This window comes from Actinomadura xylanilytica, from assembly GCF_030283145.1.
In the GTDB taxonomy this organism is placed as follows: domain Bacteria; phylum Actinomycetota; class Actinomycetes; order Streptosporangiales; family Streptosporangiaceae; genus Spirillospora; species Spirillospora xylanilytica.
The window spans coordinates 1,047,916-1,066,898 of sequence record NZ_JASNWE010000003.1 but is presented as its reverse complement, the minus strand read 5'-3'; the positions used below and the strand labels follow the sequence as shown (position 1 = coordinate 1,066,898).

At 73.3% G+C, this 18,983-nt stretch carries 15 protein-coding genes and 3 tRNA genes; 10 read left to right on the top strand and 8 right to left on the bottom strand.

What is annotated here, in order from left to right; translation table 11 throughout:
• Window positions 1–25 precede the first annotated feature (25 nt).
• Window positions 26–811 carry an N-acetyltransferase gene (locus tag QP090_RS22495; RefSeq protein WP_285941106.1) on the top strand — a complete coding sequence of 262 codons (786 nt, stop codon included), beginning with the start codon at window positions 26–28 and terminating at the stop codon, window positions 809–811.
• Window positions 812–821: 10 nt separating this feature from the next.
• Here the strand turns inward: QP090_RS22495 and QP090_RS22490 are convergent, their stop codons facing one another.
• The gene (locus QP090_RS22490) at window positions 822–1,106 is read right to left on the bottom strand and encodes a hypothetical protein (protein WP_285941105.1); all 285 of its coding nucleotides are present in this window, start codon (window positions 1,104–1,106) and stop codon (window positions 822–824) included.
• Window positions 1,107–1,306: 200 nt separating this feature from the next.
• On the opposite strand from QP090_RS22490, the gene QP090_RS22485 reads away from it, so the two are divergent.
• On the top strand, window positions 1,307–2,839 hold the full coding sequence (locus QP090_RS22485) for a glycosyltransferase family 39 protein (protein WP_285941104.1): 1,533 nt from the start codon (window positions 1,307–1,309) through the stop codon (window positions 2,837–2,839).
• On the opposite strand, the gene QP090_RS22480 is transcribed toward QP090_RS22485, so the two are convergent.
• Window positions 2,823–3,323, bottom strand: a complete 501-nt coding sequence (locus QP090_RS22480; protein WP_285941103.1) for a GyrI-like domain-containing protein — start codon at window positions 3,321–3,323, stop codon at window positions 2,823–2,825. The two genes, QP090_RS22485 and QP090_RS22480, sit on opposite strands and share 17 nt — an antisense overlap.
• Window positions 3,324–3,413: 90 nt before the next feature.
• On the opposite strand from QP090_RS22480, the gene QP090_RS22475 reads away from it, so the two are divergent.
• Window positions 3,414–3,824 (top strand): nuclear transport factor 2 family protein, encoded by a 411-nt coding sequence (locus tag QP090_RS22475; RefSeq protein ID WP_285941102.1) that lies wholly within the window; start codon window positions 3,414–3,416, stop codon window positions 3,822–3,824.
• Window positions 3,825–3,879: 55 nt separating this feature from the next.
• On the opposite strand, the gene QP090_RS22470 is transcribed toward QP090_RS22475, so the two are convergent.
• Window positions 3,880–4,338 (bottom strand): hypothetical protein, encoded by a 459-nt coding sequence (locus QP090_RS22470; protein ID WP_285941101.1) that lies wholly within the window; start codon window positions 4,336–4,338, stop codon window positions 3,880–3,882.
• A 55-nt stretch (window positions 4,339–4,393) separates the two neighbouring features.
• Between QP090_RS22470 and QP090_RS22465 the strand changes: the two genes are divergently transcribed.
• The 4 genes from QP090_RS22465 to QP090_RS22450 all read left to right on the top strand — a co-directional run bounded on the left by QP090_RS22465 (window position 4,394) and on the right by QP090_RS22450 (window position 5,493).
• Complete coding sequence (locus tag QP090_RS22465) at window positions 4,394–4,840, top strand: nuclear transport factor 2 family protein (RefSeq protein ID WP_285941100.1); 447 nt, start codon at window positions 4,394–4,396, stop codon at window positions 4,838–4,840.
• Between the two features lie 326 nt (window positions 4,841–5,166).
• Window positions 5,167–5,251, top strand: a tRNA-Ser gene (locus QP090_RS22460).
• Window positions 5,252–5,343: 92 nt separating this feature from the next.
• Window positions 5,344–5,416, top strand: a tRNA-Arg gene (locus tag QP090_RS22455).
• A 2-nt stretch (window positions 5,417–5,418) separates the two neighbouring features.
• Window positions 5,419–5,493, top strand: a tRNA-His gene (locus QP090_RS22450).
• A gap of 28 nt (window positions 5,494–5,521) precedes the next feature.
• Here the strand turns inward: QP090_RS22450 and QP090_RS22445 are convergent.
• The gene (locus tag QP090_RS22445; protein ID WP_285941099.1) at window positions 5,522–5,947 is read right to left on the bottom strand and encodes an NAD(P)-dependent oxidoreductase; all 426 of its coding nucleotides are present in this window, start codon (window positions 5,945–5,947) and stop codon (window positions 5,522–5,524) included.
• A gap of 240 nt (window positions 5,948–6,187) precedes the next feature.
• Here QP090_RS22445 and QP090_RS22440 point away from each other — a divergent pair, with 240 nt between their 5' ends.
• Window positions 6,188–8,026, top strand: coding sequence for a glycoside hydrolase family 3 protein (locus tag QP090_RS22440; protein WP_285941098.1), 1,839 nt, complete (start codon window positions 6,188–6,190; stop codon window positions 8,024–8,026).
• Between the two features lie 6 nt (window positions 8,027–8,032).
• On the opposite strand, the gene QP090_RS22435 is transcribed toward QP090_RS22440, so the two are convergent.
• The 4 genes from QP090_RS22435 to QP090_RS22420 form a co-directional block, all read right to left on the bottom strand.
• Window positions 8,033–8,974, bottom strand: coding sequence for a polysaccharide lyase family protein (locus QP090_RS22435; RefSeq protein WP_285941097.1), 942 nt, complete (start codon window positions 8,972–8,974; stop codon window positions 8,033–8,035).
• 2 nt (window positions 8,975–8,976) lie between these two features.
• Window positions 8,977–10,566 (bottom strand): alkaline phosphatase D family protein, encoded by a 1,590-nt coding sequence (locus QP090_RS22430; RefSeq protein ID WP_285941096.1) that lies wholly within the window; start codon window positions 10,564–10,566, stop codon window positions 8,977–8,979.
• Window positions 10,567–10,837: 271 nt separating this feature from the next.
• Complete coding sequence (locus QP090_RS22425; RefSeq protein ID WP_285941095.1) at window positions 10,838–12,142, bottom strand: ABC transporter substrate-binding protein; 1,305 nt, start codon at window positions 12,140–12,142, stop codon at window positions 10,838–10,840.
• The gene (locus QP090_RS22420) at window positions 12,139–13,422 is read right to left on the bottom strand and encodes a Gfo/Idh/MocA family protein (RefSeq protein ID WP_285941094.1); all 1,284 of its coding nucleotides are present in this window, start codon (window positions 13,420–13,422) and stop codon (window positions 12,139–12,141) included. The genes QP090_RS22425 and QP090_RS22420 overlap by 4 nt, the downstream gene beginning before the upstream one ends.
• Window positions 13,423–13,552: 130 nt before the next feature.
• On the opposite strand from QP090_RS22420, the gene QP090_RS22415 reads away from it, so the two are divergent.
• Together QP090_RS22415 and QP090_RS22410 are read left to right on the top strand one after the other, a co-directional pair.
• Window positions 13,553–14,839: an ROK family transcriptional regulator gene (locus QP090_RS22415; protein WP_285941093.1), complete on the top strand. Its 1,287-nt coding sequence runs from the start codon at window positions 13,553–13,555 to the stop codon at window positions 14,837–14,839.
• Window positions 14,840–14,973: 134 nt separating this feature from the next.
• Window positions 14,974–18,900, top strand: coding sequence for a glycoside hydrolase family 2 TIM barrel-domain containing protein (locus QP090_RS22410; RefSeq protein WP_285941092.1), 3,927 nt, complete (start codon window positions 14,974–14,976; stop codon window positions 18,898–18,900).
• Window positions 18,901–18,983 lie beyond the last annotated feature (83 nt).

The window sequence follows — 18,983 nt, the reverse complement described above, 5'->3', positions numbered from 1 at the left end:
GGCGGCACCGGGCTAGCTTCGGTGCGTGGACGTTGTGATCACGACGCTCGCCGAGCGTCCCGAACTGGCCGGACCGCTGCGGCGGATGCCGGCGGGCTGGCCGGAGTTCGTCCAGCACGACCCGGTGAACCGCGACCTGTTCGCCCTGCTCGCCACCACCTTCCCCGAGTTCACCCTGGTCGCCACCGACCCCGGCGGGCAGGTCGCCGCCCGCGCGCACAGCGTGCCCTTCGCCCTGGCCGCCCCCGGCCGCGCGACCCTGCCGGACGGCGGCTGGGCCCAGGTCATGACCTGGGCCTTCGCGGACGAACTCGGGGCGGCGCCGGCCCGGCGCGAGGCGGCCGGCCCGGACGCGGCGGGGCTCGCGGCGGCGGCCGACACGGTGAGCGCGATCGAGGTCGCCGTCCGGCCGGACCTGCGCGGCGCCGGCCTGTCCGGGGCGATGCTCAGGGCGATGCGCGAGAACGCGGCGCCACGCGGCCTGGTGGCGCCCGTCCGGCCGACGGGCAAGCACCTCGAGCCCGCGACGCCGATGGCCGAGTACGCGTTCCGCACCCGCGGCGACGGGCTGCCCGCCGATCCGTGGCTGCGCACCCACGTCCGGGCGGGCGGGGTGATCGAGTCGATCGCCCCGGCGTCGATGACCGTCGCGGGCTCCCTGGCCCGGTGGCGGTCCTGGACGGGCCTGCCCTTCGACGCCGACGGCTGGGTGGAGGTGCCGGGGGCACTGGTCCCGGTCCGCTGCGCGGTGGCGCACGACCACGCCGTCTACGTCGAGCCGAACGTCTGGATCCGGCACCCGGCCGGGTGAGCCCGGCAGGTCAGCCGGCCGGGTCGTCCGCCCCCTCGATGCGTCCGCGGACGAGCCGGGGGTGGAAGTAGCTGATCACGATCCGGCCGGCCCCGGTCACGCAGAAGATCTGGTAGCCGTTGCGGCCGTCCTCGTCGGGCGTCGTGAACTCCTCGGGCACGAACATGCCCTCCGAGGTCATCGCGCTGAACCAGCGGCCGAGCGCGTACTCGTCGCCGAAGGTCTCCACGCCCGCGCCCCGGCGGCCCAGCGTGTAGCGGACCTCGTAGCCGCACCCGTCCGGCGGGAATCTCATCTCCGGCACGTCCCCCCGCGGACGCCGCACTCGCGCATACGCCTCCCCCTCCCCGGATCGCCCCATCCTAGGGGCCGCGGGGTCTCGCTCATGGTGATCGCCTGGCACCGGGCGGCGGCGGCGCCGGTCCCGCCGGGCGCGGTGGCCCGCCGCGGCCGAATCCGGACGCGACCGAACCCCTCGATCGACGTACAGTGCGCATGGCAGCCTCCGGCCCGGCGCCGCCCACCCCCGCTCCGACGCCCGCGCCACCCGGGCCGCCGCCGGTCGCCTGGCGGCCACTGCTCCTGATGGCGGCCGTCCTGGCGGCCGTGCTGATCCCGTTGAGCACCCGGTACGGCTACCACCGCGACGAGCTGTACTTCCGGGTCGCCGGGCGGCACCTGGCCTGGGGGTACCCCGACCAGCCGCCGCTGCTCCCGCTGATCACCCGGGGGATCACCGCGGTGTGCGGCGACGTGCTGTTCGTCCAGCGCCTCCCGGCGGCGCTGCTCGCCGTGCTGGGCGTGCTGCTCGCCGCGCTGACCGCGCGAGAGCTGGGCGGCGGGCGCCGCGCGCAGCTGCGGACCGCGGGCGCGTACGCGATCGCCCCGTTCATGGTCGCGATCGGCCACTCGTTCTACACCGCCACGCTCGACGTGACCGTCTCCACCGCGCTGGTCTGGCTCGCGGTCCGCTGGGTGCGGGTCCGCGACTCCCGGTCGCTGCTCGCCGTAGGCGTGCTGACCGCCGTCGCGGTGAACGTCAAGTACCTGGCCGCGCTCCTGCTCGTCGCTCTCGTCGCCGGGCTGCTGGTCAGCGGGCCGCGCGACGTCCTGCGCCGCCCGGTGCTGCTGCCCGCCGCCGCGATCGCGGTGGCCGCCGCCGTCCCCGGGCTGATCTGGCAGGCCGGTCACGGCTGGCCCCAGCTGGACATGGCCGGCGAGATCGCGGCCGAGGCCGACTTCGGCGGCCGTCCCGGATTCGTGCCGTTCGAGCTGATCCTCGCCGGGGTGGTGCTGTCGTGGCTGTGGATCTACGGGCTGTGGCGGCTGTTCCGGTCCCGCGAGCTGGCCCCGTACCGCTTCCTCGGCATCGCGTTCCTGCTGTTGAACCTCCTCTACCTCGCCACCGCGGGCAAGCCGTACTACCTGGCCGGGTTGTGGGCGGCGCTGTGGGCGGCGGGCGCGGTCGAGGTCGAGCGCCGGGGCGGCGCGCCGCGCGGTGCGGGGTGGACGCTCACCATCCCCGCGTACGCGATCACCGGCCTGGGCGTCGTCCTGGTCACCCTGCCCGTCTACCCGGTCCGCGACCTGGCGGGCACCCCGCAGCCGGTCATCAACCCGGACTCGGCCGAGACCGTCGGCTGGCCCCGGTTCGCGGCGGAGATCGCGCGCGTGCACCGCGCGCTGCCCACCGCCGAACGTCGCAAGGCGACCATCGTGACGTCCAACTACGGGGAGGCCGGCGCCCTCGATCGCTACGGCCCCGCGCACGGCCTGCCCCGCGCCTACAGCGGCCACAACGGCTACTGGTACTTCGGCCGGCCCCCGGACACCGGCGGCCCCACCATCGTCGTCGGCCCCGACACGCCCGCCCTCCTGCGCCGCTACTGGTCGGACGTCACCGTCGCGGGCCGCATCGACGACGGGGTCGGCCTGGACAACGAGGAACAGGGCAAACCGGTCTTCGTCTGCCGCGGCCAGACCGCCCCCTGGCGGACCCTGTGGCCGGACTTCAAGCACCTCGGCTGAGCTTGAACGCCAGATCGGTCACCCATTGGTCCATGTCGGGCTGCTCGGACGGATCGGTGCGGTAGATCTCCAGCCGGCACGCCCACCGCTCCTCCTCGGAGGTCGCGGTCATGTCCCACTCCAGCCCCTCCCGCGCCCCCCATCCGAGCATCGCCGCGGTGACCCCGACCAGCTCGTCGGGAGGCCCGACGTGCGTGTACGTCGCGTAGCGTCCGGCCGGCAGCGTCTCGGCGAGCACCTCGCCCTCGCCCTCCACCGGTTCGACCACCGGCACCCCCGCCTCGACCACCGTGCGGCCCGCCATGTCGATGACCACGTACCGCAGGAACGGCGCCCCCGCCGGTCTGGCCCCGCGGTCGGAGAGCCACATGAACACCTCGGGTATCCGGTCGGCGACCTCCGCCAATCCGTCCATCGTCACGTCCTGCCGGATCGCCGCGTACGGCACCGCCGGGCGCTCCTCGATATAGGGCTCACTCGTCATGCCCGTTCAGACCTCCCCATCGTCCGGAACTCATCGCATGACCTCCGAAGTAATCGGCCGCTCTACCCGTCCGGTGCGAGGATCGTCCCCATGGACACCCGCACCGTCGTGCAGACCCTCATGCAGAGCGTGGCCGCCGGAGACTCCGCGACCATCGAGAGCCTCTTCGCCGACGTCGTCGACTGGCGCCTCGACTGGCCGGACGAGGGCCACCCCGCCGTCCCGTGGATCCGGCCCCGCCGCACACCCGCCGAGGCCGCCGCCCACTTCAGCGAGATCCGCACCCACCACGTACCCGAGAAGGACGCCTCCGAAATCCACCAGATCCTCGTGGACGGCCCCGACGCCGTGGTCCTGGCCACGATCGCCCAGACCGCCCGCGCCACCGGCCGCGAGTACACCGCCCTGTGCGCGCTCCACCTGACCGTGGAGAACGGCCTCATCACCCGCTACCACGTCTACGAGGACAGCCTCACCGTGGCCAACGCCCTGACCCCCTGAGGCGGCAAATGGAAGTCCCGCACACCTGAGCGCCTGCTGTTTCCACCACTGACCGCTAGAGAAGGGTGACGGTCCAATCGCCGTCGGCGCGGACGTGGACGAGCGTCGACCCTTCCAGGTGGCCCTTCGCGCTGGAGTTCCCCATGCCGGACAGGACCCTTTCGCCCTGCCCGAATTCGAGGGTGAGCCCGGTGAGGGAAAAGGCGCCGCGGCCGTTGTGCTGCATGGAGATCTGCCTGGGTTCGCCGACGTGGCGGAAGACGAACGAGCCCTTGGAACTGATCCGCTTCTGGAGGATCGGCGCGGTGTCCGCGGCCTGAAGCCACGCCGACCACGTGCAGTCCGATTCGATCAGCAGCTGGACGTGCTCGGCCTCGTCCGCGGGCAGGGGCATCACGACCCGGTCCGGTCCGCGCCCGCGGAACAGCAGCCAGGGCCTCCCGAACCCCTCCAGGTCGACGGGCGCGGGGCGCCGCTGCCAGGGCGGTGCGGCGCGGCCGGACCGCCGGCGCATGGCCGTGACCTCCGGAGTTATCGAACGAATAACTCCCAGCAGGAAAATAGAATTCATGGACACCCGAACCGTCGTTCAGACCTTCCTCCAGAGCATGGCCGCCGGAGACTCCGAGGCCATCAAGGGCCTCTTCGCCGAGCGTGTCGACTGGCGGCTCGACTGGCCGGACGGTGAGCACCCCGCCGTCCCGTGGATCCGCCCCCGCTTCACCGCCGAGGACGCCGCCGCCCACTTCCGGGAGATCAGCGACCACCACGTGCCCGAGAAGGCCGCCTCCGAGATCCACCGGATCCTCGTGGACGGCCCCGACGCCGTCGTCCTGGCCACGATCGTCCAGACGGCCCGCGCCACCGGCCGCGAGTACACCGCCATGTGCGCCGTCCACCTGACCGTGGAGAACGGCCTCATCACCCGCTACCACGTCTACGAGGACAGCCTCACGGTCTCCAGCGCCCTCACCCCGTGGCCCGATTTCGGCCCGGCCTCCAAGGGCTTCGCCTAGAACCGCCCGGCTGAGCCGTAAACGTTCCGCGCACGCGTCGCGTGCCGGACCGTCCGCGCCCTCGGCCCAGGCGAGCGCGATGCGCAGCGGTTCGGTGCCTACCCGAGCCAATAAAAGCGTTGCCGTCCGGCAGAAGGTCGGGCAGAGTGGTCAACGAAGCGAACGAGACCGGAGGAGGGCAGCGAAATGCGACGTCGTCATCAGCGCCGAATGCATCGCAGTGGCCACCCTGGCACCGGGAGCAGCCGCAGCGGGACGTGACCTGCACGTCTCGATGTGAACCGCCCGCGGACCGAGGTCCGGCCGGGCGGTTCTCTGTTTTTCCCGGAGGGTTGGCCGAGCGGAAAGGCAGCGGCCCGCTAAGCCGTGGTCAGGGGTCACCCTGCGCGAGTTCGAATCTCGCACCCTCCGCTCCCGGCGAGGAGGGACGCTGGTGCGTCCGGCGGCCTCATAAACCGTTTCAGGTGGGTTCGATTCCCGCACTCGCCACAATTCAATATCTGGTCTCCGTGGCGCAGCGGAAAGCGCGCCGGGTTGCGAACCCGGAGGGCGCAGGTTCGATTCCTGCCGGAGACACGGCGACCGTGGTGTAGTGGTTTCTGCACGCCAGGCTGTGGACCTGGAGGTTCTCGGTTCGATCCCGGACGGTCGCCCTGAAAGGTCGAGGCTGAGGGCGTCCCGCTATCGGACGATGGTGGGACGGCTGTGCGACCAGCGGTCCCCTTCGGCCGCCTGCACGACGAATCGTGCGAGGTCGGCTCTGGGAATGCTGGAGGAGAGGGCGACGAGTCGTTGAACACCGACGGCGAGCAGGGCGGTGACGAGAGTGCGGGCGCCTTCGGAGTAGAGCTTGTCGGCGTGCCGTCCTGAGGGGCCGATGGCGGAAATGACGGCGTCATGGCCGGCGACCGCGGAGCGGACGGTGTCGATGTCGCGAATGTCGGCCCGCGCGACATCGAGGGGAGCACCGCGGAGTTCATCGGGTACCGCGCGGAAGGCGTCAGGGTCGCGGACGGCTGCGGTGACGGCATGCCCCGCGCGCAGGGCCTCCTGGACGATCACGTGGCCGGTCGCGCCGTTGGCGCCGAAGACGACCAGGGAGCTCATCGATTCTTCCTTTCGTGTCGTTCGCGATTGGGGGCGAAGAACATGGTGGCGTACATCCGGTCGAAGAGCCGGGCCGCCGCGTCCCGCTCCGGCAGCGGTCGCGCCCTTTCTTTGAACGCCGTCCGGCGGGGGAAGGATCCTGATCACCCGCCGGGGGCGGGTCTTGCTCGCGAGACGGGACCGACTTACGTTGCTCGTGACGCGGGGGGGCACGCACGACGATCCGTTCGCGGAGGCGACATGCACCGCAGACCATCCCGATCAGTCCTTCTCGGCCTGCTCACCTCGCTCATCCTCAGCACCGGCGGCGCGGCGGCCCAGGTCGCCGCGGGCGCCGCCCCGGCCCCCGGTCCGCGGCGGCCGGTGAAGGACCGGGTGGAGGACCTGCTGCGGCGGATGAGCCTGGACGACAAGCTCGGGCAGATGACGCAGCCGGAGCGGCAGAACGTCACCGCCGCCGACGTCACCAGGTACCGGCTCGGCTCGCTGCTGTCCGGTGGCGGGTCGGCGCCGGAACCCAACACCGCCAAGGGCTGGGCCGACATGTACGACGGGTTCCAGAAGGCGGCGCTCGAGGCCCCGCTGAAGATCCCGCTGATCTACGGAGTGGACGCGGTGCACGGGCACAACAACGTGGTCGGCGCGACGGTCTTCCCGCACAACATCGGGCTCGGCGCGACCCGCGACCCCGCGCTGGTGCGGCGGATCGGGCGGGCGACCGCCGAGGAGGTCTCGGGCACCGGCGTCGACTGGGACTTCGCGCCCTGCCTGTGCGTGGCCCGCAACGACCGGTGGGGCCGGACGTACGAGTCGTACGGCGAGGTGCCCGAGCTGCCCGCCGCGATGTCCACGGTCGTCACCGGGTTGCAGGGCGAGCGGCTCGGCGGGCCCGCGTCGGTGCTGGCGACGGCCAAGCACTACATGGGCGACGGCGGCACGATCGGCGGCAAGGACCAGGGCGACACGCGGCTGTCCGAGGCCGAGCTCCGCGAGATCCATCTGCCGCCCTTCAAGGCCGCGGTCGACCGCGGCGCCGGGTCGGTGATGATCTCCTACAGCTCGTGGAACGGCGTCAAGCTGCACGGCGACAGGTATCTGATCACCGACGTGCTGAAGCAGGAGCTCGGCTTCTCCGGGTTCGTGGTCTCCGACTACAACGGGATCGACCAGATCGACGGCAGGCCCGGCTTCACCCCCGCCGAGGTCCGCACGGCGATCAACGCGGGGGTCGACATGGTGATGGTGCCGGCCGAGTGGCGCAGGTTCATCGACACGCTCCGCGCGGAGGTCGAGGCCGAGCGGGTGCCGATGTCGCGGATCGACGACGCCAACCGGCGGATCCTGACCAAGAAGGTCGAACTCGGGCTGTTCGAGCGTCCGCTCACCGACCGGCGCTACACCGCCACGGTCGGCGGCGCCGAGCATCGCGCGCTCGCGCGTGAGGCGGTCGCCGAGTCGCAGGTGCTGCTGAAGAACGCCGGGAACGTGCTGCCCCTGAAGAGCCGCGACAACAAGATCTTCGTGGCGGGCAAGAGCGCCGACGACATCGGGATCCAGAGCGGCGGCTGGACCATCACCTGGCAGGGCTCGGCCGGGCCGATCACGCCCGGGACCACGATCAGGCAGGGCATCGAGCAGGGCGCGGGACGCGGCACGAAGGTGACCTACAGCAAGGACGGCAGCGGCATCGACCGTTCGTACAAGGCCGCCGTCGCCGTCGTCGGCGAACTGCCGTACGCCGAGGGCATGGGCGACCGGCCCGCCGGCATGGGCCTGGACGCGGCCGACCTCAAGACCCTGGCCACCCTGCGCGCCGCCGGCGTGCCGGTGATCGTGGTGCTGGTCTCGGGCCGGCCGCTGGACATCGCGGCGCAGCTCCCCGGCTGGGACGCGCTGGTCGCGTCCTGGCTGCCGGGTACCGAGGGCCGCGGCGTCGCCGACGTGCTGTTCGGCGCCGCCGAGCCGTCCGGCAGGCTGCCGATGACGTGGATGGCGAGCGCGGATCAGCAGCCCATCAACCGCGGCGACGGGAAGAAGCCGCTGTTCCCCTACGGCTACGGGCTCACCTACCGCCGCTGACACCGGTCAGCGGGCGAAGACGCCCAGGGCGTCGTAGGCGTGCCAGGAGCCGGTCCTCTTGTCGATGGTCAGGACGTTCTCGCCGGTCTTGAGGGCGGAGGCGGGCAGCCGCAGTTCCACGTAGGACGGGACGAGCGCGCTGCCCGGGACGGTGGCGTCGCCCTCGAGCGAGCCGCGGGTCGCGCCGTTCTCCAGTTCCACCTCGCGGACGGGCGCGCCGTTCAGCGCGAGGACGACGCTGCCGGGGTTGGAGGCGTGGGTGTCGATCAGCCAGATCGCCAGCCATGTCTCGCCCGCGGGGACGGCGTCCAGCGGGAAGCGGAAGGTGGCGCGGGTCGCCTTCCGATCGTTCCACGCGTCGGCCGGGCCGGGCTGGATGTAGGACCAGTCGGCGGACGGGTCGCTCTCGCCGTGGGTGTAGTCGACGCCGCCGGCGAACCTGGTCTTGTACTGCGCGTAGCCGGCGGGGGCGAGGGCGAGTTCCAGGCTCTTGTGGTCGAACGCGCCGACGGTGGCGAGGGGGCGGCCCGAGGCGGTGACCGATTCGGCGCTGTGGCCGGCGGTCTCGGCGGACGGGCGGCTGCGGTTCCCGGCGGCGTCGACGGTGACGAGGCGGTAGTGCCAGTCCTGCCTGCGTCCGCCCATGCCGGAGTGGGAGAAGGAGGCGTAGACGGTCTTGGCGATGAGGTTGCCGGGGCCGGGGGTGAAGCCGCGGGTGCGCGAGGCGTGGATCGCGTAGTGGTCGACGAGCGGCGCGTACGCCTCGCCTTCCCAGGTCAGCCTGATCCGGCCGATCTCGGCCGCGGTGCGCAGCCGGCGGGCGGGACGGGGCGCGCCGCCCGCGGCGGCCTCGGCCGGGGCCGCGCCGAACGCGGCGGGGGCGGCGGCCAGCGCGGGGGCCGCGGCGGCGGCGAGGCCGAGGGCTCTGCGGCGGGCTACGGGTTCCATGCTCAGACCTCCCGGTTCAGGCCGGGGCGGCCGGCCTCGGTGACGAAGCGCGCCGCCGTGGTGACGGGGGCGCCGGGCCTGCTGACGTACGGGACGGTCTTGAACTCCGACGTCAGCTCCGACGGCGTCAGCGTGCAGCTCACATAGCCGCGGCGGCCGTTGTAGAACTTCACGTGCGGGTTGCCGAGCCAGAGGTCGGCGTACTTGTCGGTGTCGGCGCCGTCCCCGTCCGAGCCGATCGAGGTGCACACCAGCTCGGTGCCGATCGCGGGGGAGCCGGGGTCCTTCCAGTCGGACTTGAGCTCGGCGGCGACGTGGTGGTGGATGTCGCCCGACAGTGCGACGGGGTTGGCGACGCGGTGCCGCTTCAGCGCGGCCCACAGCCGGTCGCGGTTGGCGGGGAAGCCGTCCCACATGTCGTTGCTGTACAGGTGGCCGGGGCCGGTGTCGCGGTCGATCTCGGCCATGACGACGCCGGTGCCCATGAGGTTCCAGACGGCGTCCGACCGGCTGAGCCCGTCGTACAGCCAGCGCTCCTGCCGGGCGCCGAGGATCGAGCGGCGCGGGTCGTGCCGTTCGGGCGAGTCGTCTTCGACGACGCCCGCCGGAAACCCGTCGCGGTACTGGCGGTTGTCGAGCATGTCGATCTGCGCGAGTCGCCCCCATCTCAGCCGGTTGTAGAGGGTGATGTCCGGGCCGTGGGGGAGGACGGCGCGCCGCACCGGGAGGTTCTCGTAGAACGCCCGGTACGCCACGGCGCGGCGGCGCAGGAAGTCGGACGGCGGGATGCCGGTCTCCGACCACGCGTCGGCGTGGTTGTTCTGCACCTCGTGGTCGTCGCTGGTGACGATCCAGGGGGCGGCGGCGTGCGCGGCCTGGAGGTTCGGGTCGGTCTTGAACAGGGAGTAGCGCAGCCGCCACTGCTCCAGCGTGACGGTCTCCACGGCGTGCTCGGGGCCGGGCAGCGGGACGCCGCCGCGCAGCATGTTCTTGCTGGTGATGCCGTACTCGTACACGTAGTCGCCAAGGAAGACGACCAGGTCGAGGTCCTCCTTGGCCAGGTGCTCGAAGGCGGTGAAGTGCGCGTGGTACCAGGCCGCGCAGGACGCGGTGGCCAAGCGCAGCGAGGCGGGCCGGGAGCGCGGGTCGGGCGCGGTGCGGGTGCGGCCGGCGGGGCTCACCTCGGTCCCGGCGCGGAACCGGTAGAAGTACTCGCGGCCGGGCCGCAGCCCGGTCACCTCGGGGTGCACCGAGTGCGCCAGCTCCGGCGTCGCGAGGGCCTGCCCGCGCCGGACGACCTTGGTGAACGCGGCGTCCTCGGCGACCTCGTAGCGGACGGTGCAGGGGCGGCGCGGCATGCCGCCGTGCCCGTCCGGGTCCAGCGGCCGGGGCGCCAGCCGGGTCCAGAGCACGAAGCCGTCCGGCCGCGGGTCCCCGGAGGCGACGCCGAGGGTGAACGGGTCGGACGGGACGGCGCCGCCCGCGTTCTCGGCGGCGTCGGAGTGCCCGGTGCCGACCGCGAACGCGGCGGCGCCGACGCCGGTCAGCGTGAGGAACGAGCGGCGCCGCGGCGCGGGAAGGGAAGGTGTCATGCGCGTGCTCCAGGGGACGGGGGGCGGGCGCGGCGGAATCCGGCGCCGCCCCGTGAAGATCAGGCTGGAGGGGGCGGGTGGACGGCGGCGGGCCGGCGGGTGTCCTGCCGCCGGACCGGTGGTGACGTTCGCTGACGCGGGCGGGAGGGACCGCCCTGGCCGGGCCGCTCGTGGCCTTGGGAGACGGCCCGGCCGGGGCGTTCGGACCGGCCCCGCACGGGGTCGGGGCCGGTGTTGGCGCGGGCGTGGTGACGCCCGGTGACGGGGTGGCTCAGTCGGCGAGCGGGCCGAGGGCGGTCTGGAGGTCGGCGGCGGCCTGGTCGATGGACTTGGCCCCGGAGATCGCGGCGGAGACCTGTTCCTGGATCGCGGTGCTGACCTCGCTGTAGCGGACCACGACGGGACGGGGCCGGGCGTTCTCCAGGCTCTTCTTCATGACCGGCAGGTACGGGTACAGCTTGATCATCTCGGCGTCGTCGTAGAGCGCGGCGCGCGACAGCGGGAACGACTGCACCTTCCCGTACTCGCGCTCGACCTCGAGCCCGACGATGTGGGCGATGAAGTCGCGGGCGCTCGCCTGGTGCTTGGAAAACGCCGACACCGACAGGTTGTTGCCGCCGAGCGTCCCGGAGCCGGGGCCGTCCTTGCCGGGCAGCGGCGACACGTCGAACTTCCCGTTCACCTTGGACGAGCCGTCCTTGGCGGCGGCCATCGCGTACACGTACGCCCAGTTGCGGTGGAAGACGAGCTTGCCCTCCTGGAAGGCGCGGCGGCTCTCCTCCTCTTTGAGCGTCACCCCCTTGGCCGGGATGGTGCCCTGTTTGAACCCGTCCACGAGGAAGCGCAGGCCCTCCTTGGCCTGCGGAGTGGTCACCTGGGGCCTGCCGGACGCGTCGAACACCTGCCCGCCGGCCGACTGGACGGCCTCGGAGTAGTTGACGGTGAGGCCCTCGTACTTGCTGAACTGGCCCGCGTAGCAGTCGACGCCCTTGCCCTCGGACGTCTTCTCGACCTTGCCGCACGCCTCGCGCAGCTCGGCCCACGTGGCCGGGGGCTTGTCGATCCCGGCGGCCGACAGCAGGTCGGTGCGGTAGTAGAGGATGCCGGTGCCGGTCAGCCACGGCGCCCCGTACAGCTTGCCGCGGTACATCCCGGTCTGGAGCGCCGCCGGGACGAACGTGCCGGTGTCCATCGTGTCCTGCGGCAGCGGCATCACCCAGCGGCGCGCGGCGAACTCGGCGGTCCACACCGCGTCCAGCCGGACGACGTCGTAGGCGTCGGACTTGATCTGGGCGTTCTGCACGAGCTGCTGCCGCACCTGGTCGCCGTCCTCGGGCAGCTCGATGATGCGGGCCTTCTCGTCCGGGTGCGCGGCGTTCCACGTGTCGACGAGCTTCTGCGTGGTCTGGGTGAGGTCCTTGCCGGTGGCGAAGGTGATCGGGCCGCGGCCGTCGTTGGCGGCCGGGGCCGCGCCCGAGCCGCCGCCGCCGTCACCTGAACCGCAGGCGCTCAGCGCGCCGAGCGCGATGGCCAGCGCGAGCACTGCGGCGGCGCCGCCGGTGGGTCTGGTCGTCATGGGATCGCCGTGCCTTTCGCGGGGGGAGGGGTGAGGTCCACGACCGTTCCGGCGTGCCGGGCCCGTTCGGCGGCCCACACCACGCGGTGCGAGGCGAGGCTCTGGCGGCCGTCGGAGCCGAGCGCGGACGGGTCGCCGGAGGCGAGCGCCTCGGCGAACGCGTCGGCCAGCGCGTCGTCGGCCGCGGCGTGCCGGCCGTCGGGCGCCTCCCGGCCGCCGCCGGGCTCGATGGTCTCCACCTCCCCGGTGACGAAGTCGCGCACGAGCAGCCGCACCCCGTCGCCCTCGACGCAGCCGGCCGAACCGAAGATCCGGGTCTGCCGCTGGGCGAACGGGGAGAAGGCGGTCATCGTGAACGAGGCCGTCGCGCCCGACGGGAACTCCATGCTCACGACCTGGTGGTCGACCACGTCGTTGTCGCAGGCGTACACGCATCGGCCGTAGGGGCCCTCGCGCAGCGCGCGCAGCACGCCGTCCTCGGTGCGGTCCCGGGTGACGGCGCCGAGCGGCCACTCCTCGCGCTCGGGGTCGCCGAGGCACCCCAGGTAGAGCCGGGTCGCCGAGTACGGGCAGTCCGGCTCGACCGCGCAGCCGGTGCAGCGGTCGGCGGCGCCGGCCGGGCGGTTCTCGGGACGGAAGTGGGTCAGCCGCCCGAACGAGCCGACCCGGGCCGGGACCTCGCCCATCACGTGCACGAGCCAGTCGACGTCGTGGCAGGACTTGGTCATCAGCATCGGGCCGGACTCGTCCTCGCGGCGCCAGTTGCCGCGCACGTAGGAGTGGGCGTGGTGCCACCAGCCGACCGGTTCGAGGTGCTGGACGCTGATCGGCGCGCCGATCCGGCCCGCGCGGACGAGCTCGCGGAGCGCCCGGGTGTAGGGGGTGTAGCGCAGCACGTGGCAGACGGCGAGCATGACGCCGGCGCGCTCGACGGCCTCCAGGACCCGGACGGCGTCGGCCTCGCCGGTCGCCATCGGCTTCTCCAGCAGGAGGTGGCAGCCGAGCCCGGCGAACGCGATCGCCGGTTCGGCGTGCTCGGCGTCCTGCGTGGCGATGACCACGCCGTCGGCGACGCGGCCCGCCGCGGCCATCTCGCGCCAGCCGGCGAAGGCCAGCTCCGGGGGGATGCCGTGCTCGGCGGCGAACCGGGCGCGGCGTCCCGGGTCGGGTTCGGCGACGGCGACGACCCGGCCGCGTCCGCTCTCCCGCATCCGCCGCGCGTAGGCGGTGCCGCGCAGGCCGGCTCCGGCCACCGCCACCGCGGGTCGGGTGCTCGGCATCCCGCTCATCAGCCTCCTGACATGGGCACACGGCTCGGCCGGCGGACGGCCGGGGCTACTTACGTAATTTCATTTCATAAGTAGATTGGCAATAATGTGGTCCGTCCGCCGATCCCTGTCAAGAGGTGCCGTGTCCGAACTCCCCCTGCACGGCGGCGATCCGTCGGTGCTGCGCCGCCTCAACTCCGCCGCCACGCTGCGGGCGCTGCGCGAGGACGGCGAGGCGACGCTGTCCGGCCTTGCCGGGCGGGTCGGGCTGTCCCGGCCGACCACCGAGGGCGTGCTCGCCGACCTGACCGCCCGCGGCCTGGTCGACGAGGCGCCGCCCCGCCAAGGCGCCGGGCTGGGCCGTCCCGCGCGCCGCTACCGGTTCCGTGCCGAGGCGGGACATGCCCTCGGCATCGAGATCGACGCGCACCGGACCCGGCTGTTCCTGGCCGACCTCGCCGGGACCGTCGTCGGCCGTCACCGCGCCGACCTGGAGGCCGATCAGCCCCCCGCCGAGCGGCTCGCCGCCGTCCGCGCCGCGGTCAAGACCTGCCTCGCGGACGCCGGGATCGACCGCCGCTCGCTGCGTGCGGTCGCGGCCGGCACCCCGGGCGTGGTCGCCCCTGACGGCGTCGTGGCGTTCTGCACGGTCGTGCCGGGCTGGGAGGGCGTCGACCTCGGCCGCGAGCTGGGCCGCTCGTTCCCGTGCCCGGTGCTGGTCGAGAACGACGCCAACCTCGCCGCCGTGGCCGAGCGCTGGCACGGCGCCGCCCGCGAGGCCGACGACGTCGTCTGCGTGCACGCCGGCTCGCACACCGGCATCGGCACGCTCATCGGCGGACGCCTGCACCGGGGCCGCTGGGGCGCGGCGGGCGAGATCGGCAAGCTGCCCGAGCTGGGCCTGTACGACACCACCGCCGTTCTGAGCGGCGCCGAGAGCGCGGGCGCGCTGCTGGACGGGATCGCCCCGTCCGGCGCCGGGGCCCGCCGGGTGCTGGACGCGGCGGGCCGCGCGGAGCGGGTGCTGGACGCGGCGGCCCGCGCCGAACGGGTGCTGGACGCGGCGGGCCGCGCCGAGCCCGCCGCGTCGGCGCTGGTCGCCGCGCTCGCCGAGCGGATGGCCCGCGGCGTCGCGGCGATGGCGCTCGCGCTGGACCCGGAGATGATCGTCGTCGGCGGTCCGCTGGTCCGGCCCGGCGGTCCGCTGGTGCCCGAGCTGCGGCGCCGCGTCCGGCCGCTGTGCCTGAGCCCGGTCCGGATCGAGGCGTCCACGCTCGGCGACGAGGCGGTCGGGCTCGGCGCGGTCCGGCTCGCCCTGGACCGGATCGACGAGGACCTCTTCAGCCTCGACCGGCCCGCGCAGGCGCCCGCGGAATCGCCCGCGGAAACCGGCGAGGAGCGCCAAGACAGGCCCGCCCCGTCGGCATGAACCGCCACAAGTGGCGCGACCGGTTGACGGCACTACGCGTGACACCTACGTTCCGGTGGTAGACATCCACTCCGGCCGTCAGAGAGAGTCGACGGGTGTTGTCAGGGGGCCGCCCGCGAGGAGGCGTCGCGCCGATGCTCCCGTCCGCCCCATTCCTCCCGTTCCGTCATCCCCGCCGCCCCCGCCGCCCCCGCCGCCCCGGCCGCCCCGGCCGCCCCGGCCTCGGTCCCTCGTCCCGGCCGGCCCGTGCCCTGGTCGTCTGCGCCACGCTGGTGGCGCTCGTCGCGGCGTCGCTGCCCGGCCTCGCCGCCGCGTCCCCGTCCGCGCCCGCGCCGCCGCCCGACGTCTACACCTACCTCGACGACCCGCAGATGACCGGCGAGGGACAGGAACCCGCGCACGCCCTGCTGCGCCCCTACACCGGCGTCCCGGAGGCGACCGCGGGCGGGGACGGCTCGCGGTGGACGCGACCGCTCGACGGCGACTGGCGGTTTGCGCTCGCCGACCGTCCCGGCGAGGTGCCCGCGGGCTTCTACCGCGAGGGCTACGACACCTCCGACACCTCCCGGTGGCGGGACGTGAAGGTCCCGCACACCTGGCAGAGCGACCGGCTCGACCATCCGATGTTCCGCAACATCCCCACCGAGGTCTGGCCGGACGACCCGCCGAGGACTCCCCGCGACATCAACCCGACCGGCGCGTACGTCAAGCGGCTGGACGTGCCGTCCGACTGGTCCGGGCGCCGCACGGTCGTCCGGTTCGAGGGCGTGACCAGCGCCTACTTCGTCTGGGTGAACGGGAAGTACGCGGGCTACGACCAGGGCGGCTACACCCCCGCCGAGTTCGACGTCACCGATCTGGTGCACAAGGGTGCCAACACGGTCGCGGTGCAGGTGCACCGCTGGAGCGCCGGCTCCTACATGGAGGACTACGACCAGTGGCGGTACAGCGGCATCTTCCGCTCCGTCTGGGCCTACTCCACGCCGAAGACCTACCTGCGCGACGCGACCATCACCACCGGCCTCGACGCGTCCTACCGCGACGCGACGCTCAACGCCGATCTGACGCTGGCCGGCAAGCAGGGGACCCGGGGCGCCCACACCGTGCGCGCGGCCCTCGTCGCCCCGGACGGACGGACCGTGCAGCGCCTCTCCGGCAAGGTCACGGTCGCGGGCGAGACCGCCAGGGTGCGGCTGAGCGCGCCCGTCGCCGATCCCGCCAAGTGGTCGGACGAGACGCCGAACCTCTACCGGCTCGTCCTCGAGCTCGTGGCCCCCGACGGACGGGTCGCGCAGACCACCGCCGAGACCTTCGGCTTCCGCAAGATCGAGGTGCGCGACCGGCAGCTCCTGGTCAACGGGAAGCGCATCCTGATCAAGGGCGTGAACCGGCCCGAGACCGACCCTGACACCGGCCGGCACCAGACCCGGGCGCGGATGGACTCCGACGTCGCGCTGATGAAGCGGCTGAACGTCAACGCCGTCCGCACCGCGCACTACCCGTCCGACCCGTACCTCTACGGCCTCGCCGACCGGCGCGGGCTGTGGATCGACGACGAGGTCGACATCGAGACGCACAACTACCAGGACTGCACCAAGCCTCCGGGGCCGCAGGACTGCCTGGCCGACCGGCCCGAATGGCAGAAGGCGTTCCTCGAGCGGTTCCAGGCGATGGTCGCCCGCGACAAGAACCATCCGAGCGTCCTGATGTGGGACACCGGCAACGAGGCGGGCCTCGGCGCCGCGCACTACACGATGGCCGAGTGGGCGACCGCGACCGATCCGTCCCGGCCGCTGTACCACCAGTCCAACACCCCCGACGGTGACGCCCCGTACGCGGCGGTGTGGGGCCCGCGCTACCCGACGCCCGCCCGGCTGGAGGCGCAGGCCGCCGCGACGACGAAGCCGATCGTGCTCGGCGAGTACGCGCACGCGATGGGCAACAGCCTCGGGAACTTCCGGGAGTTCTGGGAGGTCATGCGCCGGCACCCGCAGGCGCAGGGCGGGTTCATCTGGGACTGGGCCGAGGCCGGGCTCCGGCAGCCCCTCACCACCACCCCCGACGCGTCCGGCAACAACATCCGCGCCTGGTTGCAGGGGCTCCCGCGGACCGTGCCCGGCCACCACGGCAAGGCCCTCTACCTGTCCGGGCTGGACGACTTCACGGAGGTCTACCGCGACCGCCGCCTCGACCTCACCGGCAGGGCCGTCACCCTGGACGCCTGGGTGAAGCCGGCCCGCCCCTGGACGGGCGACTTCACCATCGTCGGCAAGGGCGACCGGTCGTACGCGCTGACGATGGCCGACGAGAAGACGCTGGAGTTCTTCATCCACAGCGGCACCTGGCGTACCGTCCGCGCGCCCGTCCCCGCGAACTGGAACGACACCTGGCACCGCGTCACCGGCAGCTACGACGGCACCGCCCTGCGGCTCTACATCGACGGCCGCCAGGCCGCCGCCGTCCCCTACGGCGGCACCATCGACCGGTCGTCCTCGGACGTCAACGTCGGCCGCAACTCCGACACCATGCAGGACGCCTACAAGGGCCGCATGGCGCACGGCACCATCGACGAGGTCCGGATCTACGACCGCGCGCTGGCGCCCGCCGAGCTGGCGTCCGGCGCCGACCCGAAGAGCGGCGCCGTGCTCGCGCTCGACTTCGACCGCTTCGACACCGGCGGCACCTTCCTGTCCAACGGGCAGAGCCTGTCGGGCGAGGACGGGCTGGTCGGCGCCGACCGCTACCTCCAGCCCGAGCTGAAGCAGCTCGCCTGGACGCAGTCGCCGATCCGCGTCACCCGCGCGGGCGGCGCCGGCGGCACGGTGACCGTGGCGAGCGAGCGGGCTTTCGCCGGCACGTCCGACCTCGAACTGCGCTGGCGCTACATCGAGGGCGGTCGCACGCTCGGCTCAGGCACGAGGCCCCTCGACCTACCGCCCGGCGGATCGACGCAGTTCGCGCCGCCACCGCCGCCCGCGAACCCGGCCGGGGCCGAACGGTGGCTCACCGTCGAGGCCGTCCTCAAGGACCGCACATGGTACGGGCCGGCCGGGCACGTCGTCGGCTTCGGCCAGTTCCCGGCGGGCGGCACCGCCGTCCCGGGCGTCCGCAGGCCCCCGTCGGGCGAGGTGCGCGCGGTGCAGGACGCGCGGACCGTCACGGTGACCGGCGGCGGCTTCCGCTACGTGTTCGACAAGGCCAAGGGCACGCTCACCTCGATGCGCAGCAACGGCGCCGAGCTGCTGCGCACCGGCCCCGAACTCGACGTGTGGCGCCCGCCGATCAGCAACGAGACCTACACGTGGGGCCGCGCCGAGGGGGAGGACTGGCGCAAGGCGGGCCTGGACCGCCTGGTCACCACGCCGGGCACCGTCACCGTCACGCTCGGCGGCGGTTCCGGCGCGGCCCGGGGCGCGGCCCCGCGCGCCGCCGGCCCGAAGGTCACGGTCGAGATCACCTCGACGGTGTCGGGGGAGGCGGACGCCTGGTTCGACCAGACCACCACCTACGTCGTCGACGGGGCCGGGCAGATCGACCTGACCCACCGCGTCGTCCCGCAGGGGCGCGTGCGCACGCTGCCCTACCTCGCCCGGATCGGCCACACCCTCAAGGCGCCCGACCGGTTCTCGACGTTCGCCTGGTACGGGCGCGGGAAGGCGGAGAACTACACCGACCGCAAGGACGGCACCCAGATGGGCGTGTGGTCGTCGTCCGTCGACGACCAGTACGTCCAGTACTACCGGCCGCAGGACCACGGCAACCACGACGACGTCAGATGGGCGCTGCTGACCGACGGCCGCGCCGGGCTGCTGGTCGCGGGCGACCTGGAGGTCGGCGTGACCCCCTACGACGACCTCGACCGGGCGCTGTACCCGTTCGCCCGGCAGCGCAATCCCGGCTGGAACACCCTGCACGTCGACCATTCCGTCACCGGGGTCGGCGACACGCCCAACCCGGTGCGGCCCGAATACCAGGTCCGTCCGGACCGGGAGTACTCCTACACCACGCTCCTGCGCCCACTCACCCCGGCTGAGGCGCGCGCCAAGGCCCCGGGCGGCTAACCGCGCGAGACGTCGGCCTCGGCCCAGGCTCCCCGGCGCGGCCCGTCCGGAGGCGCCGGTCTCAGTCGCGCCGGTTCTCGTCG

Coding starts and splice junctions, on each gene's coding strand:
- QP090_RS22430 (WP_285941096.1), bottom strand. CDS start 10,566: ATGACACCTTCCCTTCCCGCGCCGCGGCGCCGCTCGTTCCTCACGCTG.
- QP090_RS22485 (WP_285941104.1), top strand. CDS start 1,307: ATGGCAGCCTCCGGCCCGGCGCCGCCCACCCCCGCTCCGACGCCCGCG.
- QP090_RS22470 (WP_285941101.1), bottom strand. CDS start 4,338: ATGCGCCGGCGGTCCGGCCGCGCCGCACCGCCCTGGCAGCGGCGCCCC.
- QP090_RS22410 (WP_285941092.1), top strand. CDS start 14,974: ATGCTCCCGTCCGCCCCATTCCTCCCGTTCCGTCATCCCCGCCGCCCC.
- QP090_RS22480 (WP_285941103.1), bottom strand. CDS start 3,323: ATGACGAGTGAGCCCTATATCGAGGAGCGCCCGGCGGTGCCGTACGCG.
- QP090_RS22435 (WP_285941097.1), bottom strand. CDS start 8,974: ATGGAACCCGTAGCCCGCCGCAGAGCCCTCGGCCTCGCCGCCGCCGCG.
- QP090_RS22475 (WP_285941102.1), top strand. CDS start 3,414: ATGGACACCCGCACCGTCGTGCAGACCCTCATGCAGAGCGTGGCCGCC.
- QP090_RS22440 (WP_285941098.1), top strand. CDS start 6,188: ATGCACCGCAGACCATCCCGATCAGTCCTTCTCGGCCTGCTCACCTCG.
- QP090_RS22445 (WP_285941099.1), bottom strand. CDS start 5,947: ATGAGCTCCCTGGTCGTCTTCGGCGCCAACGGCGCGACCGGCCACGTG.
- QP090_RS22465 (WP_285941100.1), top strand. CDS start 4,394: ATGGACACCCGAACCGTCGTTCAGACCTTCCTCCAGAGCATGGCCGCC.
- QP090_RS22425 (WP_285941095.1), bottom strand. CDS start 12,142: ATGACGACCAGACCCACCGGCGGCGCCGCCGCAGTGCTCGCGCTGGCC.
- QP090_RS22420 (WP_285941094.1), bottom strand. CDS start 13,422: ATGCCGAGCACCCGACCCGCGGTGGCGGTGGCCGGAGCCGGCCTGCGC.
- QP090_RS22490 (WP_285941105.1), bottom strand. CDS start 1,106: ATGAGATTCCCGCCGGACGGGTGCGGCTACGAGGTCCGCTACACGCTG.